This window comes from Streptomyces sp. NPDC001407, assembly GCF_042895325.1.
Lineage (GTDB): Bacteria > Actinomycetota > Actinomycetes > Streptomycetales > Streptomycetaceae > Streptomyces.
This window is the reverse complement of record NZ_JBIAWF010000036.1, coordinates 1-15595: the sequence shown is the minus strand read 5'-3', so window position 1 is coordinate 15595 and position 15595 is coordinate 1. Positions and strand designations below refer to the sequence as shown.

The 15595-nt window shown below is 73.1% G+C and carries 12 protein-coding genes; 9 read left to right on the top strand and 3 right to left on the bottom strand.

Going from position 1 to position 15595, the window contains the following annotated elements; all coding sequences use genetic code 11:
* Nucleotides 1-49 precede the first annotated feature (49 nt).
* Nucleotides 50-880, top strand: a complete 831-nt coding sequence (locus ACFY1P_RS32560; protein WP_390752654.1) for a DUF4190 domain-containing protein — start codon at nt 50-52, stop codon at nt 878-880.
* On the opposite strand, the gene ACFY1P_RS32555 is transcribed toward ACFY1P_RS32560, so the two are convergent.
* Entirely contained in the window at nt 877-1455 is a 579-nt protein-coding gene (locus ACFY1P_RS32555; protein WP_361532508.1) for an NADAR family protein, read from the bottom strand. The two genes, ACFY1P_RS32560 and ACFY1P_RS32555, sit on opposite strands and share 4 nt — an antisense overlap.
* Before the next feature lie 218 nt (nt 1456-1673).
* On the opposite strand from ACFY1P_RS32555, the gene ACFY1P_RS32550 reads away from it, so the two are divergent.
* The 6 genes from ACFY1P_RS32550 to ACFY1P_RS32525 all read left to right on the top strand — a co-directional run bounded on the left by ACFY1P_RS32550 (nt 1674) and on the right by ACFY1P_RS32525 (nt 8456).
* A complete protein-coding gene (locus ACFY1P_RS32550; protein WP_361532511.1) occupies nt 1674-3188 on the top strand; it encodes a gamma-aminobutyraldehyde dehydrogenase in 1515 nt (504 codons plus the stop codon).
* A 240-nt stretch (nt 3189-3428) separates the two neighbouring features.
* Nucleotides 3429-4595: an ABC transporter ATP-binding protein gene (locus ACFY1P_RS32545; protein ID WP_390752653.1), complete on the top strand. Its 1167-nt coding sequence runs from the start codon at nt 3429-3431 to the stop codon at nt 4593-4595.
* Entirely contained in the window at nt 4592-5617 is a 1026-nt protein-coding gene (locus ACFY1P_RS32540; RefSeq protein WP_390752652.1) for an ABC transporter permease, read from the top strand. Before ACFY1P_RS32545 ends, ACFY1P_RS32540 begins: the two co-directional genes overlap by 4 nt.
* A complete protein-coding gene (locus ACFY1P_RS32535) occupies nt 5617-6414 on the top strand; it encodes an ABC transporter permease (RefSeq protein WP_361532517.1) in 798 nt (265 codons plus the stop codon). Before ACFY1P_RS32540 ends, ACFY1P_RS32535 begins: the two co-directional genes overlap by 1 nt.
* A gap of 4 nt (nt 6415-6418) precedes the next feature.
* The gene (locus ACFY1P_RS32530; protein WP_390752651.1) at nt 6419-7831 is read left to right on the top strand and encodes an NAD(P)/FAD-dependent oxidoreductase; all 1413 of its coding nucleotides are present in this window, start codon (nt 6419-6421) and stop codon (nt 7829-7831) included.
* A 154-nt stretch (nt 7832-7985) separates the two neighbouring features.
* Nucleotides 7986-8456: a hypothetical protein gene (locus tag ACFY1P_RS32525; RefSeq protein WP_361532523.1), complete on the top strand. Its 471-nt coding sequence runs from the start codon at nt 7986-7988 to the stop codon at nt 8454-8456.
* Here the strand turns inward: ACFY1P_RS32525 and ACFY1P_RS32520 are convergent.
* Nucleotides 8374-9258 (bottom strand): phosphatase PAP2 family protein, encoded by an 885-nt coding sequence (locus ACFY1P_RS32520; RefSeq protein ID WP_390752650.1) that lies wholly within the window; start codon nt 9256-9258, stop codon nt 8374-8376. The genes ACFY1P_RS32525 and ACFY1P_RS32520 overlap by 83 nt on opposite strands.
* Before the next feature lie 124 nt (nt 9259-9382).
* Nucleotides 9383-10741, bottom strand: a complete 1359-nt coding sequence (gene gabT, locus ACFY1P_RS32515; protein ID WP_361532529.1) for a 4-aminobutyrate--2-oxoglutarate transaminase — start codon at nt 10739-10741, stop codon at nt 9383-9385.
* A gap of 398 nt (nt 10742-11139) precedes the next feature.
* Here gabT and ACFY1P_RS32510 point away from each other — a divergent pair, with 398 nt between their 5' ends.
* Both ACFY1P_RS32510 and ACFY1P_RS32505 read left to right on the top strand, forming a co-directional pair.
* Nucleotides 11140-13503 carry an ATP/GTP-binding protein gene (locus tag ACFY1P_RS32510; RefSeq protein ID WP_390752649.1) on the top strand — a complete coding sequence of 788 codons (2364 nt, stop codon included), beginning with the start codon at nt 11140-11142 and terminating at the stop codon, nt 13501-13503.
* 127 nt (nt 13504-13630) lie between these two features.
* Nucleotides 13631-15262 (top strand): PucR family transcriptional regulator, encoded by a 1632-nt coding sequence (locus ACFY1P_RS32505; protein WP_390752648.1) that lies wholly within the window; start codon nt 13631-13633, stop codon nt 15260-15262.
* Nucleotides 15263-15595: the final 333 nt, after the last annotated feature.

Genomic DNA, 15595 nt, shown 5'->3' with positions numbered 1-15595 from the left:
GGGCCCGTGCTCAGGCCTTAGCATGACGGGGAAACGACTGGGGAGGACTATGTCCGACAAGGGGTCCGAGACCGGGTCCGACAAGGGCGCCATGGCCGACGGGCGGCCGGAGTCGCGGGACCGCGATCCCTGGGCTCCGCCGGAGCCGCGCGCGCAGCTCGACGGGCCCGGCGAGCAGCAGCTGCCCCAGCAGCGCGTGCCCCTCGACAAGCCCGGCGCGCGGACGGCGCCGCCGCACGGTGCCGTGCCGCCGGGCGCCCCCCAGGGCCCGCCCCCGCACGTCTTCCCCCCGGCCGCGCCGACCGCCTCCGCGGTGCCGCCGGTGCCGCAGGCGCCCACCGGCCCGGGCACCCCGAGCGCGTATCCCGCGGGCCCGTACGGGCAGCAGCCCTACGGTCAGATGCCGTACGGACAGCCCCCGTACGGCCACGCCGCCCCCTACGGGCAGCCTCCCTACGGCTACGCGCCGCCCGGCTCCTACGGCTACCCCACGGCGCCCTACGGGCCCGGCTGGCAGCAGCCCGTGCCCTCGGCGGGCAACGGCCTCGGCGTGGCCGCCCTCGTGCTCGGCATCATCGGCACCGTGCTGTCGCCGACGGTCTTCCTCGGCGTCATCCTCGGCATACTCGCGATCATCTTCGGCGGCATAGGCCGGTCGAAGGTGAGCAACGGCGAGGCCGACAACGGCGGGCAGTCCCTCGCCGGGCTGATCCTCGGCGGTGTGGGGCTCCTCGCCAGCGTGCTGATGCTGATCTTCTACATCAACGTCGGCCACAGCAGCCACAAGGACCCCGCACCGGAGGACGACCCGGGCGCGACCTACGGCGCGTATCTGTCGGCCGCCGTGCGGATCGTGGACCGCGCCCCCGCCCCGTACTAGGCCGCCAGCCGCTCCCGCGCCTCCATCAGGGCGAAGCCCAGCAGATTCTCCCCGCGCCAGCGCGCGGGGTCCTGGGCCCGCTCGTCGTCCGCGGCCAGGCCGATGCCCCAGACGCGGTCGAGCGGGCTGGCCTCGACCAGCACCCGGTCACCCGTGCCCAGCAGGAAGGCGCGGAGCTCGGGGTCCTGCGCGAACTTGTGGACGCTGCCCTCCACCACCAGCTCGAAGCGGTGCCGCCGCCAGGCCTCCTCGTCGAAACCGCGCACCGTGCGCCCCGCGTCCTTGGCCTTCTTGGGGTGCCCGGCCGCGAGGACCTCGGCCAGCGCCTCCCCGTCGCCGAAGAGCCGGGCCTTGCCCGCCATCATCCAGTGCTCGGCCGTGGCGTAGACCGTGCCGTCCACCGCGAACGGCGACGGCCACCACTGGCTGAAGCATCCCTTCCCCACGCTGCCGTCCCGGCGCGGCCGGTGGCCCCAGAAGCAGACGTACTCCACCGGCTCGCCCCGGGCGACGGCCTCCTTCAGCTGTTCCACCGACCGCGGCCCGCGGCCGTTCCCGTCCCCGTTGATCTTCATGCTCGCCATTCTGGCACCGGCCACTGACAGAAGGCCGGGAATTTCCGGGCGGCGGGCGGCCCCGCGAGCGCTCTGCCCTCCGCACTGAATTCGTCGCGCTTTCAAAACATTGCGACGGAATCCCTTGTTGCTCATCAACTCCTCTGTCAGGATCGGCATCCGAATCCAGTTGGAGCTACGCCTTCCACAGGTCTCTGCGGTCGGCGGAGGAGTGCGCGATGGATCGACGGTTCGACGGGGCGGAACGGTTCGCCGAGGGCGCGCAGTACATCGACGGACGACTGAGGTCCGGCAGTTCGGGCCGTGCGCACGCGGTCGTGGACCCGGCCACCGGAGCGGAGATCCTGAGCTACGAGCTCGCCGGGCCCGCCGATGTCGACGCGGCCGTCGACGCCGCCGCGAAAGCCCTCCCCGGCTGGGCGAGTGCCACCCCCGGCGAGCGCTCGGCCGCCCTCCACCGGTTCGCCGGCGTCCTCGCCGAGCGGGCGGAGGACCTGGCGCTCGCCGAATCGGCCCAGTGCGGCAAGCCCGTCCGCCTCACCACCGGCTTCGACGTCCCCGGCACGGTCGACAACGCCGCGTTCTTCGCCGGCGCCGCCCGCCACCTGGAGGGCAGGTCGGCCGGGGAGTACAGCGCCGACCACACCTCGTACATCCGCCGCGAGCCGATCGGCGTCGTCGGCTCGATCGCACCGTGGAACTACCCCCTCCAGATGGCCGCCTGGAAGGTGCTCCCGGCGATCGCCGCGGGGAACACCGTCGTCCTCAAGCCCGCCGAACTCACGCCGCTGACCTCCCTGATGTTCGCTCAGGCGGCGACCGACGCCGGGATCCCCGACGGCGTGGTCAACGTGGTCAGCGGCGCGGGCCGGGACGCGGGCGAGCGCCTCGTCGGCCACCCGTCGGTCGCCATGACCTCCTTCACCGGCTCCACCACGGTCGGCCGGCGGGTCGCCGAGATCGCCACCGCCACCGTCAAACGGCTGCACCTCGAACTCGGCGGCAAGGCCCCCTTCGTCGTCTTCGACGACGCCGACCTGGAGGCCGCCGTCCACGGCGCGGTCGCGGGCGCGCTCATCAACACCGGCCAGGACTGCACGGCCGCCACCCGCGCCTACGTCCAGCGGCCGCTCTACGAGGCGTTCGTGTCCGGCGTCGCCGACCTCATGGCCGGTGTCCGCCTCGGCGACCCCTTCGACCCGGCCACCGACCTCGGGCCGCTGATCTCGCACGCGCACCGCGACCGGGTCGCCGGCTTCGTCGACCGGGCCCGCTCCCACGCCACCGTCGTCACCGGAGGCGAGGCCCCGGCCGGCGAACTGGCGAAGGGCGCCTACTACCTCCCCACACTCGTCACCGGCGCCGCCCAGGACAGCGAGATCGTCCAGGACGAGGTCTTCGGACCCGTCCTCGTCGTGCTCCCCTTCGACAGCGACGACGAGGGCATCGCGCTCGCCAACGACACGCCCTACGGACTCGCCGCCTCCGCGTGGAGCCGCGACGTCTACCGCACCGGCCGCGCCACCCGGGAGCTCAAGGCCGGCTGCGTCTGGGTCAACGACCACATCCCGATCCTCAGTGAGATGCCGCACGGCGGCTACAAGGCCTCCGGCTACGGCAAGGACATGTCCGCCTACTCCTTCGACGAATACACCCAGGTCAAGCACGTCATGTCCGACAACACGGCCGTCGCACGGAAGGCATGGCACCGCACCGTCTTCACGGTCGGCTGACCCGGCGGCGGCGCGGCCGCCCGTGACACGCCACGGCGACGGCACCGCCCCGATTTCCGGCGACAATCTTCTGGTCCCTCCGCAACGCCCGTCACCAGCAGAACGCAGAATTCTCCGAGCTCCCCGGCGCCAGACCGCCATACGGGCCACCGGCGCGGCACACGCCCCCGGACATATGAGAACGTACGCGGCTGTACGTGCCGTACGCGCTCACGCCCCCGACACCCCTGGACCAGACCCATGACAGCAACCGCCGCCCCCACCGTCAGCAGCAGCGGCACGGACGTCCGCCTCACCGCCATCAGCAAGCGCTACGGCTCGTTCACCGCGGTCCACCCGCTCGACCTGGCCATCCCCGCGGGCTCCTTCTTCGCGCTCCTCGGTGCCTCCGGCTGCGGCAAGACCACCACCCTGCGGATGATCGCCGGCCTGGAGGACCCCACCACCGGCAGCGTCGAACTCGCCGGCAAGGACGTCACCGCCCTGCCCCCGCACAAGCGGCCCGTCAACACCGTCTTCCAGAGCTACGCGCTCTTCCCCCACCTCGACATCTACGAGAACGTCGCCTTCGGCCTCCGCCGCCGCGGCGTCAAGTCGGTGAAGAAGCAGGTCGGCGACATGCTCGACCTCGTGCAGCTCGGCGACTACGCCCGGCGCAAGCCGCACCAGCTCTCCGGCGGCCAGCAGCAGCGCGTCGCGGTCGCCCGCGCCCTCATCAACCACCCGCAGGTGCTGCTCCTCGACGAGCCTCTCGGAGCCCTCGACCTCAAGCTCCGCCGCCAGATGCAGCTGGAGCTCAAGCGCATCCAGACCGAGGTCGGCATCACCTTCGTGCACGTCACCCACGACCAGGAGGAGGCCATGACCATGGCCGACACCGTCGCGGTCATGAACGGCGGCCGGGTCGAGCAGCTCGGCGCCCCCGCCGACCTCTACGAGACGCCGCGCACCACCTTCGTCGCCAACTTCCTCGGCACGTCCAACCTCATCACCGCCGACATCCTCGGCACCTCCGGCGACGACATCCTTCTGCGCGCGTGTGATACCAAACTCACCCTTCCGGCGACCCGATGTACGACCACCGCCCGCACGGGCGAGAAGCTTCTGCTCGGCATACGGCCCGAGAAGATCACTCTCGCCCACGCCGACGACGCCGCCTCCATCCCCGAGGGCCGCAACCGCGTCACCGGCCGCATCGCCGACTCCAGCTTCATCGGCGTCTCCACGCAGTACGTCGTCGACAGCCCCGTCGGCCCCGGCCTGTCCGTCTACGAGCAGAACATCGAGCGCGACAGCCGTCTCGCGCCCGGCGCCGAGGTCGTCCTCCACTGGAACCCGGGTCACAGCTTCGGCCTGGACGCGGCGCAGAGCGTCGAGGCCGGCACGGACGCGGGGGAGGGGACGTGAGCGACGCACGCGAGGCCGCCGAGCCGCAGATGACATCGGAAGCCGCACCTCTGCGCCTCGCGGGCGGAGAAGCGAACGGAAACAATACGGCGAGCATCACGACCACAACCACCGCCGACACCGACACCGAGGCGCCCGCCACCGCCGGCGCGTCCGCCCGCCGCAAGAAGCTCGTCCCCTACTGGCTGCTGCTCCCCGGCATCCTGTGGCTCCTCGTCTTCTTCGCCGCGCCCCTGGTCTACCAGGCGTCCACCTCCGTGCAGACCGGATCCCTCGAAGAGGGCTTCAAGGTCACCTGGCACTTCGCCACCTACGCGGACGCCCTCAGCGAGTACTACCCGCAGTTCCTGCGCTCGGTGGCCTACTCCGCCACCGCCACCGTGCTCTGCCTCGCCCTCGGTTACCCGCTCGCCTACCTCATCGCCTTCAAGGCGGGCCGCTGGCGCAACCTGCTGATGATCCTCGTCATAGCGCCGTTCTTCACCAGCTTCCTGATCCGCACCCTCGCCTGGAAGACGATCCTCTCCGACGGTGGCCCCGTCGTCTCCACGCTGAACAGCCTGCACGTCCTCGACATCACCAACGCCCTGGGCGTCACCGAGGGACACCGCGTGCTCGCCACCCCGCTCGCCGTCGTCTGCGGTCTCACCTACAACTTCCTGCCCTTCATGATCCTGCCGCTCTACACCTCACTCGAACGCATCGACCCACGGCTCCACGAAGCGGCCGGAGACCTCTACGCCAGTCCCCTCACCACCTTCCGCAAGGTGACCTTCCCGCTGTCCATGCCGGGCGTCGTCGCGGGCACCCTGCTCACCTTCATCCCCGCCACCGGCGACTACATCAACGCCGAACTGCTGGGCTCCACCGACCAGAAGATGATCGGGAACGTCATCCAGTCCCAGTTCCTGCGCGTCCTGGACTACCCGACCGCCGCCGCGCTGTCCTTCATCCTCATGGCCGCCATCCTCGCCATGGTCACGCTCTACATCCGCAAGTCCGGGACGGAGGACCTCGTCTGATGAGCGCTGTGACGCGCTGGCTGCGCCGCAACCTCGTGGTGATCGCGGGCCTTGGCACCCTCGGCTATCTGATCCTGCCCAACGTCATCGTGACGGTCTTCTCCTTCAACAAGCCCAACGGCCGCTTCAACTACGAGTGGCAGCACTTCTCCACCGACGCCTGGACCGACCCCTGCGGCGTCGCCGACCTGTGCGGCTCGCTCTCGCTGAGCCTGCGCATCGCCGTCTGGGCGACCGTCGGCGCGACCGTGCTCGGCACGATGATCGCCTTCGCGCTCGCCCGCTACCGCTTCCGCGCCCGGTCCTCGGTGAGCACCCTGCTCTTCCTGCCGATGGCCATGCCCGAGGTCGTCATGGCCGCCTCGCTGGCCACGCTCTTCCTCAACATGGGCGTCACCTTCGGCTTCTGGACGATCCTCATCGCCCACATCATGTTCTGCCTGAGCTTCGTGGTGACGGCGGTGAAGGCACGGGTGATGTCCATGGACCCGCGCCTGGAGCAGGCCGCCCAGGACCTCTACGCCACCCCGTTCCAGACCTTCCTGCGGGTCACCCTCCCCATCGCCGCCCCCGGGATCGCGGCCGGTGCCCTGCTGTCCTTCGCCCTGTCCTTCGACGACTTCATCATCACGAACTTCAACGCCGGCTCGACCGTGACCTTCCCCATGTTCGTCTGGGGATCCGCGCAACGAGGCACTCCCGTTCAGATCAATGTCATCGGGACGGCGATGTTCGCCGTCGCCGTGCTGTGCGTCCTCGCCGGTCAGCTGGTCGGCAGGCGCCGTAGAAGGAGCTGAGACCATGGCCTCTCGTGCCATGAACCCTGCGCAATCACTCATCCACGCCGCCCCCCGGCCCTACTGGCTCGACGACCCCTCCCGGCCGGAGGCACTCCCGTCCCTCGTCGGCGACGAGCACACCGACCTGCTCGTCGTCGGCGGCGGTTACTCCGGACTGTGGACCGCGCTCCGCGCCAAGGAGCGCGACCCGGCCCGGGACGTCGTCGTCATCGAGGCCCAGGAGGTCGGCTGGGCCGCCTCCGGCCGCAACGGCGGCTTCTGTTCCGCCTCCCTCACCCACGGCTGGGCCAACGGCCAGGCCCGCTGGCCCGGTGAACTGGCCGCCCTGGAGCGGCTGGGCCGGAGCAACCTCGACGAGATCGAGGCCACCGTCGCCCGCCACGGCATCGACTGCGACTTCGAGCGCACCGGCGAGATAGACATCGCCACCGCTCCCCACCAGTTCCAGGAGCTCCGCCAGGCCGCCGACGAGGTCGCCGAACTGGGCCTGCCCGGCTACGAGTTCCTCGACCGGGACGCCCTGCGCGCCGAGGTCGACTCCCCGACCTTCCTCGCCGGGCTCTGGGACCGCACCGGCGTGGCCATGCTCCACCCCGCCCGCCTCGCCTGGGGCCTCAAGCGCGTCTGCCTGGAGCTGGGCGTGCGGATCTACGAACACACCCCCGGCACCCAGCTCTCCGCGCGCTCCGCCGGCCTCGCCGTCCGCACCCCGTACGGCCGCGTCTTCGCCCGGCACGCCGCCCTCGGCACCAACGCCTTCCCCTCGCTCGTCAAGCGCGTACGGCCGTTCATCACGCCCGTCTACGACTACGCGCTGATGACCGAGCCGCTGAACGAGGAGCAGCGCGCCGCGATCGGCTGGAAGAACCGGCAGGGGCTCGGCGACGCCGCCAACCACTTCCACTACTTCCGCATCACCCCCGACCACCGCATCCTGTGGGGCGGTTACGACATCGTCCACCACTACGGGGGCGGCGTCCGGCCGGACTACGACCACCACCCGGCCACGTACCGGAAGCTCGCCGAGCACTTCTTCCGCTGCTTCCCCCAGCTCGAAGGGATCCGCTTCACCCACAACTGGGGCGGCGCCATCGACACCTGCTCCCGCTTCTCGGCGTTCTTCGGCACCGCGCACGGCGGCCGGGTCGCCTACGCGCTCGGCTACACCGGCCTCGGCGTCGGCGCGAGCCGCTTCGGGGCGGACGTCATGCTCGACCTGCTGAGCGGGGAGCGCACCGAGCGCACGGAGCTGGAGATGGTCCGCAGCAAGCCGCTGCCGTTCCCGCCCGAGCCCGTGCGGACCATGGGCATCGGCATCACGCAGTGGGCGATGAGCCGGGCCGACCGCAACGGCGGCCGCCGCAACCTCTGGCTCAAGGCCATGGACAAGGTCGGCATGGGCTTCGACAGCTGAGCCGCGAGCCCCCTGCCGTGCGCCGGAGTGTCCGGCGGAGCCCGGCGGTGCGCCGTTCGCCTCGGCTCGTGCCGTGAACCCGTGTAATGATCCGCCCTCCCGGCCCTCTCATCCGTGAATGCAGAAACAGGCACCCACGGAAACGGAGGACCCCATGAGCGACGGAGCGGGGACGAGGAGCGCGGTGGAGTGGCTGGCGACGGCCGCCCCCGACCCCGCGACCTGCCGGTGGGAGTGGGAGCGCAACCCGCTGGGGATCGCGCTCCTGCCCGCCGGGCGGGTCTGGGACGTGCTCATCCTCTCCAGCGCGCTCGGCCACCCCACCCTGGACGTCCTGTCGCGGTGCACCGACCGGCTCGGTCCCGTCCTCGCCGACTACGGGGACAGCCGGATGGGCTTCTTCGTCCCGCCGGGCACGGCCGCCGGGTGGGTCGCGACCGGGGTGCGGGCCGTGGGCAGGGGCAGCTGGGTGGTCGTCCCGCACCCCGGCCGGACCGCCTCCGGCGTCCGCTGGATCGTCCCGCCGGACGGCACGGGAACCCTCACGGACCCGGCGGTCCTTGAGCTGTCGATGCACGAGGCCGCCGCGTTCCTCGCGGGCGACCCGCGCCGGGAGGACGGCTGAGCGCGCGTGCCAGGCCCCACAGCAGCACCCCCGCCAGGCACCAGCCGGCGAGCACGTCCAGGGGCCAGTGGAAGCCGCACCGGACGAGTCCCACGCCGACGCCCGCGTTGACGGCCGCATACGAAGCCACCGCGAAGGCCCGTACCCGGCCCGGCCGGTGGAGCAGGAACAGCAGCGCGGCCGCGCCGTAGGCGACCGCAGCCGTGGGGGCGTGACCCGAGGGGAAGAAGCCCTCGTGCGCGCCCGCCATGGCCGCCGGGCCCGGCCGGCCGACGGCGTCCTTGACGGGTACGACCAGCGCGGGGACGGCGGCCATGGTGAGCGCCGCGCACAGCGGGGGCCACCAGCGCCGGGTGCGGGCGGCGCGCAGCGCCGAGAGGGCCATGGCCAGCGCGAGCACGGGCAGGGCGACCGCGGTGTTGCCGAGGTCGGCGAAGAAGTGGGCGGCGCCGTCCGGCAGCGCCGAGCCGAGGACCGCGCGGCCCGCCCGCTCGTCGAGGGCGCGCAGCGGGCCGTGGGTGACGACCTGCCAGGTGAACAGCGCGAGGAGGAGGGCGCAGAGGCCGGGGAGGAGCAGGCCCCGGGCCGACGGCCCCGGAACAGGGGGGGAGGTTCCGAGGCCGCCGTGGTGACCGGGGTGCCGCGCGCCCCGGGGGGTATGGGGCGGGCGGCCGTCCGATCGGTGAGGATGCCCGGAGCGGCGAGCTCCGGTGGTGTGCGCGAAGGCACGACCGGGTCGGCGACGGGGACGCGCCGGCACGGCGGTGTCCGCAGTCCCCTGCGGACGGGGTGTTGCATTCATCTGCCGAAACCGTACGGCAGGGCGGGACGTCCGGACAGCCGGATCACCCCTCCACCACCCGCCCCGCACAGGTTCTTCACCCCATGACGACCCCAAGCCGCGATTACCGCGGCATTACCGTCGGTTACAGACGTGTGAACGCGGCCTCGATGATGTCCAGGCCCTCGTTCAGCAGGTCCTCGCCGATGACCAGCGGCGGCAGGAAGCGCAGCACGTTGCCGTACGTGCCGCAGGTCAGGACCAGCAGGCCCTCCGCGTGGCACGCCTTCGCGAGCGCGCCCGCCGCCTCCGGGTCCGGGTCCTTGGTGCCCGGCTTCACCAGCTCGATCGCGATCATCGCGCCGCGGCCGCGGATGTCACCGATGACGGCGCCGTTGTCGAGCTTGTCCCGCATGTCCGCCAGGCGGCCCTTCATGACCTCCTCGATGCGCTTGGCCTTCGCGTTGAGGTCCAGCTCGCGCATGGTCTCGATCGAGCCGAGCGCCGCCGCGCACGCCACCGGGTTGCCGCCGTACGTGCCGCCCAGGCCGCCCGGGTGCGCCGCGTCCATGATCTCCGCGCGGCCGGTTACGGCGGCGAGCGGCAGGCCGCCCGCGATGCCCTTCGCCGTCGTGATCAGGTCCGGGACGATGCCCTCGTCCTCGCACGCGAACCACTGGCCGGTACGGCAGAAGCCGGACTGGATCTCGTCCGCGACGAAGACGATGCCGTTGTCCTTCGCGAACTGCGCGATGCGCGGCAGGAATCCCTTGGCCGGCTCGATGAAGCCGCCCTCGCCGAGCACCGGCTCGATGATGATCGCGGCCACGTTGTCCGCGCCCACCTGCTTGGTGATGGCGTCGATGGCCTGGGCCGCGGCCTCCTCGGCGCAGTTCTCCGGGCCGGTCGGCCAGCGGTAGCCGTACGCCACCGGCACGCGGTAGACCTCGGGCGCGAACGGGCCGAAGCCGTGCTTGTACGGCATGTTCTTGGCGGTGAGCGCCATCGTCAGGTTCGTCCGGCCGTGGTAGCCGTGGTCGAAGACGACGACCGCCTGGCGCTTGGTGTACGCGCGGGCGATCTTCACCGCGTTCTCCACCGCCTCGGCGCCGGAGTTGAACAGCGCCGACTTCTTGGCGTGGTCGCCCGGCGTCAGCTCGGCGAGCTGCTCGCAGACCTCCACGTAGCCCTCGTACGGCGTCACCATGAAACAGGTGTGGGTGAAGTCGGCGAGCTGCGCGGACGCGCGGCGCACGACAGCCTCCGCGCTGGAGCCCACCGAGGTCACGGCGATGCCGGAGCCGAAGTCGATGAGGGAGTTGCCGTCGACGTCCTCGATCACGCCGCCGCCCGCGCGCACGGTGAACACCGGCAGGGTCGAGCCCACGCCCGCCGCGACCGTCGCCGTCCGGCGGGCCTGCAGCTCGAGCGACTTCGGGCCGGGGATCGCGGTGACGACGCGGCGCTCCTGGGGGAGGGACGGGCCTCCGGTCAGTGCGGTCATGAGAGGGCTCCAGGGGGATGAACGAGATCAGTCGGGCTTTTACGTCGCAGGCTAGGGGTGCCGGGCGGGGTCGGGCATGTTCCGTTCGGGAGAAGTGCGCGCGCCGCCTTGTCCGCGGCGGACATGGCGGGCCGCCCGCTCGGCCCGCGCGCCACCTGCGGGTGATCATGACCATACGGGGGCGTGGCATCCCGCGGGTCACCTGAACTCCCCGCCCACGCCTATTAGATTGAGCTGCGGCGCGCACGTCGGACACGCGGTACACGAGTTCTGGTGGGGGCAAGGCAGCGATGGACGCGATGGACACTGAGGGCACGTTCGACTCGCCGGGCTCATCGGGACCGCGAGAGTCCGCCGGTCACCGCGGTGTGCCACCGAGGCCCGCCGGACCTCCGCGCATGCCGGCCGTCCCGCCGCAGGGCACCCCGCCACCCGCGCACCAGCAGGAATCGCCCTTCATGGCCTGGCTGCGCGCCCCGCGCGCCCAGGCCCAGCCGGGCGTCTGGGCCTTCGACCACCGGCCCAGGGCCCCCGAGGAGCCCGGCCGGGTGCCCGGCCGGCAGCTGATCAGCGGCGCGGTGATCGCCTTCCTGTGCGGCTGGCTGTTCTGGTCCCTGCTGTGGCACGGCTACCTCGGCCCGTACTGGAAGTGGCCGCTGCGCGCCATGGCGCCGGGTTCGTGGCAGGACGGCACCGAGGAGTGGATGATCGCCTCGTACGTCTACTACGCGCTCGCCGCCTGCGTCCTCGCCGTCGGCTTCGGCCGCGTCGGCCGGTGGCCCGAACTGTGGCGCCGCTTCGTCACCCCCCTGTGGGAGCGCTTCTGGCGCCGCATGCCGCCCTCCGTCAGCCCGCCCCGGCCCGAGCGCCTCGCGCAAGGGGCACTCCTCGGCCGGGCGGCGGCCGCCTTCGCCGGCGTGTGGGTGGTGTGGCTGCTGTGCTGGAACGGCGCGGTGGGCGACGCCTGGATCTGGCCGCTCTTCGCCTTCACCCCGGACTCCTGGGACCCGCTCTCCCGGCTCTACGCCGGATACACCTACTACGTCCTCTTCACCCTCCTGCTGCTGTCCATCGCCTGCCGCGTCGGCTGCTGGCGCGAGGTCCGGCGCCGCTACGGCCCCGCCGACCAGCGCGGCCACCGCCACGACGCGGGCCGCACGCACCGCCCCGCCCCGAACGCGCAGGGCGACCCCGCCGAGTGGCCCGAGCTGCTGGCCGCCGGGGCCCACGACGCCGCGCGGCTGCTGGCCGCCGAGGCGCGGTCCGGGGCGATGAACGACGTCGACCACGCGCGCATCCAGCGCGCCTGGGAGTCGGTGCGCGCCCAGCCCGGCCGGCTCGCCTCCTTCACCGAGGCCGTGCTCCGGCACGGCGCGGCCGCCTGCGCCCACCCCTCCGGCGCGCGCGACCTGCCCGTACGCGCCGCCCGGCACGACCTCGTCACCCGGCAGGTGCGGCTCGGCACCGCCGCCGACGACGCGCGCAACCCCTACGCGCACCGCGGCGCGGGCTGCGCCCTCGACCCGGGGCTGCTGGGCACCTCGCTGCTCGCCGTCGGCCCGCCCGGCTGCGGCAAGACCGACCGGCTGGTGCGCCCGGTACTGGAGTCGCTCTGCCTCCAGGCACTCGCCGGACGCACCGCGGTCGTCGCCGTCGGCGCGGCGGGCGCGGGGCTCGCGCCGGACGAGGCGTTCGACATCGTGGTGCGCATCGGACGCCCGGACTCGGCGTACGACCTCGACCTCTACGGCGGTACGGAAGACCCCGACGAGGCCGCCGCCGTGCTCGCCGAGGGGCTCGTCGGCGACCTCACCGCCACGCTCCCCGGCGAGGGCGGCCGCCGCGCCGCGACCGCGCTCGCCCAGATCCTCGGCCCCTACCGCGCCGCCCACGGCCGCTTCCCCTCCGTGCCGGAACTGCGCGAGCTCCTCGACGGCTCCGCCACCGCCGTCGGCGCGCTGCGGGACGCGCTCGTCGCCGCCGGGCAGGACGCGCAGGTGCGCGAGCTCGACGCCCGCGAACGGCAGGCACAGCGCGCCGGTGACGCCGGGCCCCTGCTCGCCGACCGGCTGGCCCTGCTCGACCGGCCCGCCTTCGCGCGCTTCTTCGACACCACCCGGCCCGGCCGCACCTTCTCGCTCCGCACCCTCGAACACCCCCTGCGCGTACGGATCGACCTGCCGGAGCGGGGGCACGCGGAGGCGTCCCGGATGCTGGCCCGGCTCGTCCTCGCGCAGTTCACCGAGTGCACCGTCGGCCGCGCCGACCGCTCGCTGTTCGCCTGCCTGGTGCTGGACGACGCGACCCACGCCGTCACCCCCGAGGCCGTGCGCGGGCTCGGCCGGCTGCGCTCGGCCAACGCCGGGGCCGTGCTCACCCTCCGCACGCTCGACGACGTGCCCGAGACGCTGCGCAGCGCGCTGCTCGGCGCGGTCGGCTGCCGGATGGCGTTCTCGGGCGTGACCACCTGGGACGGCGCGCGGTTCGCGGAGGTCTGGGGCAAGGAGTGGGTGGAGGCCCGCGACATCACCGACCGGCAGGTCATCGCCCACGAACCCCTCACCCGGGCCACGCACATCCTGCGCCGCCTGGTGACCGGCCGGGCGGTGACCGCGCAGTCCGTGACCGTCCGCAAGGTGGAGCGCGAGCGCTGGTCCGCCTCAGAGCTGGCGCACGCCGTGCCGGCGGGGCACGCGGTGCTGTCGGTGACCTCCGTACGGGGGGCGAGCGCGCCACCGGTGCTGGTCGACCTCACGAAGTGAGCAGGGGGCACGCGAACCGGGGCCGTCCGGAATATGGCGTACGCGTTCCCCACGAATCCTCCACTGAGGCAGAATCGGGAACAGCCGTTCATACGGGACGGCACAGTCGCCCTCTTCCGAAGGTGCCATGCCTCCCACCCTCGCCTCGCTCGTCCACCACTCCGCGCTCAAGCTCGTCGTGCTCGCGGGGGAGGACCGGCTGGACACCCCCGTCCGCTGGGCGCACGTCAGCGAACTCGCCGACCCCGTGCCGTGGATGGACGGCGGCGAGCTCCTCCTGATCACCGCGATGAAGATCGACGCCGCCGACCCGGAGGCGATGCGGCCGTACGTGCGCCGCCTGGTCAGGGCCGGGGTGGTCGGGCTCGGCTTCGCGGTGGGCGTCAATTACGACGAGGTGCCGCGGGCGCTGGTCGAGGCCGCGGCGGAGGAGGGGCTGCCGCTGCTTGAGGTGCCCCGGAAGACGCCGTTCATCGCCATCAGCAAGGCGGTCTCGGCGGCCATGGCGGCCGATCAGTACCGCGCGGTGACCGCGGGCTTCGAGGCGCAGCGCGAGCTGACCCGCGCGGCGCTCGGCCCCGAGGGCCCCGCCGCGCTGCTGGCCCGGCTCGCCGCGCACCTCGACGGGTGGGCCGCGCTCTACGACACCTCGGGCGCCGTCGTCGCCGCGGCCCCCGACTGGGCCGCGCGCCGGGCCGCCCGGCTGACCCGCGACGTCGAACGGCTGCGGGAGCGGCCCGCGCCGGCCACCGCCGTCGTCGGCTCCGACCCCGCCGAGGAAGGCGCCGACCGGGTCGAGCTCCAGTCGCTGGGCTCCGGCCGCCGGGCCCGGGGCGTCCTCGCCGTCGGCACGGCCGCCCCGCTGGGCACCGCCGAGCGCTACGCCGTGCAGTCCGCGATCGCGCTGCTCACCCTCACCACCGAACGCTCCCGGACCCTCCAGGACGCCGAGGCGCGGCTCGGCGCCGCGGTGCTGCGGATGCTGCTGGCCGGGGAGCCGGACCACGCGCGGGCCGTCGCCGGGGACCTCTACGGCAGCCTGCTGGACGCCCCCTTCCGGGTGCTCGTCGCGGAGGCGGCGATGGAGGACAGCGAGCAGGACGAGGATGCGCCCGACCCCCTCGGGGTGCTCGCGGACGCCGTCGACACCGCGGCGGGCCGGGCGGCGGAGGCCGTCCTGGTGGTGCCGGACGGCGAGCGCCTCGTCGTCCTCGCCTCCGACGGCGGCGCGGCGGTCGCGGCCTGCGCGGAGCACGCGCGGGCCATCGAGGAGCGGCGGGGCACGAAGGCGCGGCCGCGGGACCGCAGCGCCGCGGCGCCCGACGACGACCTGGTCGTCGGCCTGTCGGCCCCCGTGGGGACCGTCGCCGCCGCCTCCGCCTTCCGCCAGGCCGAACAGGCCCTCTCGGTGGCCCGGCGCCGCGGCCGGGTCCTGGTCGAACACGAGGAGGTCGCGGCCGGCTCCGTCCTCCCGCTGCTCGCCGACGACGCCGTACGGGCCTTCGCCGACGGGATGCTGCGCGCCCTGCGCGAACACGACGCGACGGGCCGCGGCGACCTCGTCGCCTCCCTGCGGGCCTGGCTCTCGCGCCACGGCCAGTGGGACGCGGCGGCGGCGGATCTGGGCGTGCACCGGCATACGTTGCGGTACCGGATGCGGCGGGTGGAGGAGATTCTGGGGCGCTCTTTGGACGACCCGGATGTGCGGATGGAATTGTGGCTGGCTCTGAAGGCGACGACGCCGCAGGCGGGGGAGTAGGGCCTGGGGGCCTTTTCGCAGGGTCTGCTGCGCTGCTCCGCCGTGGCCGGGGCTCCGCCCCGGACCCGTGCCTGGGTGCGGGTTGCCTGCGGCGCTTTGTTCCCCTACCCCGCCCCTTCCCGAAACTGGGGCGCTGCCCCAGACCCCGATGTGCGGGTCCGTTGCCGCCTTCGGCGGAGAGCGCCCTGCGGGCGCGTCCTCAAACGCCGGACGGGCTGGAAATCCAGCCCGTCCGGCGTTTGAGGACAGCGCGCGAAGCGTGCTTCGGGGGTCTGGGGGCTTGCCCCCAGTTTCGGGAAGGGGCGGGGTAGGGGAACAAGCCCGCCGCAGGCG

Bases quoted from the DNA above. Each gene is read 5' to 3' on its own strand.
- ACFY1P_RS32520 (WP_390752650.1), bottom strand. From the start codon at position 9,258: ATGAATGCAACACCCCGTCCGCAGGGGACTGCGGACACCGCCGTGCCG.
- ACFY1P_RS32535 (WP_361532517.1), top strand. From the start codon at position 5,617: ATGAGCGCTGTGACGCGCTGGCTGCGCCGCAACCTCGTGGTGATCGCG.
- ACFY1P_RS32505 (WP_390752648.1), top strand. From the start codon at position 13,631: ATGCCTCCCACCCTCGCCTCGCTCGTCCACCACTCCGCGCTCAAGCTC.
- gabT (WP_361532529.1), bottom strand. From the start codon at position 10,741: ATGACCGCACTGACCGGAGGCCCGTCCCTCCCCCAGGAGCGCCGCGTC.
- ACFY1P_RS32510 (WP_390752649.1), top strand. From the start codon at position 11,140: ATGCCGGCCGTCCCGCCGCAGGGCACCCCGCCACCCGCGCACCAGCAG.
- ACFY1P_RS32545 (WP_390752653.1), top strand. From the start codon at position 3,429: ATGACAGCAACCGCCGCCCCCACCGTCAGCAGCAGCGGCACGGACGTC.
- ACFY1P_RS32560 (WP_390752654.1), top strand. From the start codon at position 50: ATGTCCGACAAGGGGTCCGAGACCGGGTCCGACAAGGGCGCCATGGCC.
- ACFY1P_RS32530 (WP_390752651.1), top strand. From the start codon at position 6,419: ATGGCCTCTCGTGCCATGAACCCTGCGCAATCACTCATCCACGCCGCC.
- ACFY1P_RS32525 (WP_361532523.1), top strand. From the start codon at position 7,986: ATGAGCGACGGAGCGGGGACGAGGAGCGCGGTGGAGTGGCTGGCGACG.
- ACFY1P_RS32555 (WP_361532508.1), bottom strand. From the start codon at position 1,455: ATGAAGATCAACGGGGACGGGAACGGCCGCGGGCCGCGGTCGGTGGAA.
- ACFY1P_RS32550 (WP_361532511.1), top strand. From the start codon at position 1,674: ATGGATCGACGGTTCGACGGGGCGGAACGGTTCGCCGAGGGCGCGCAG.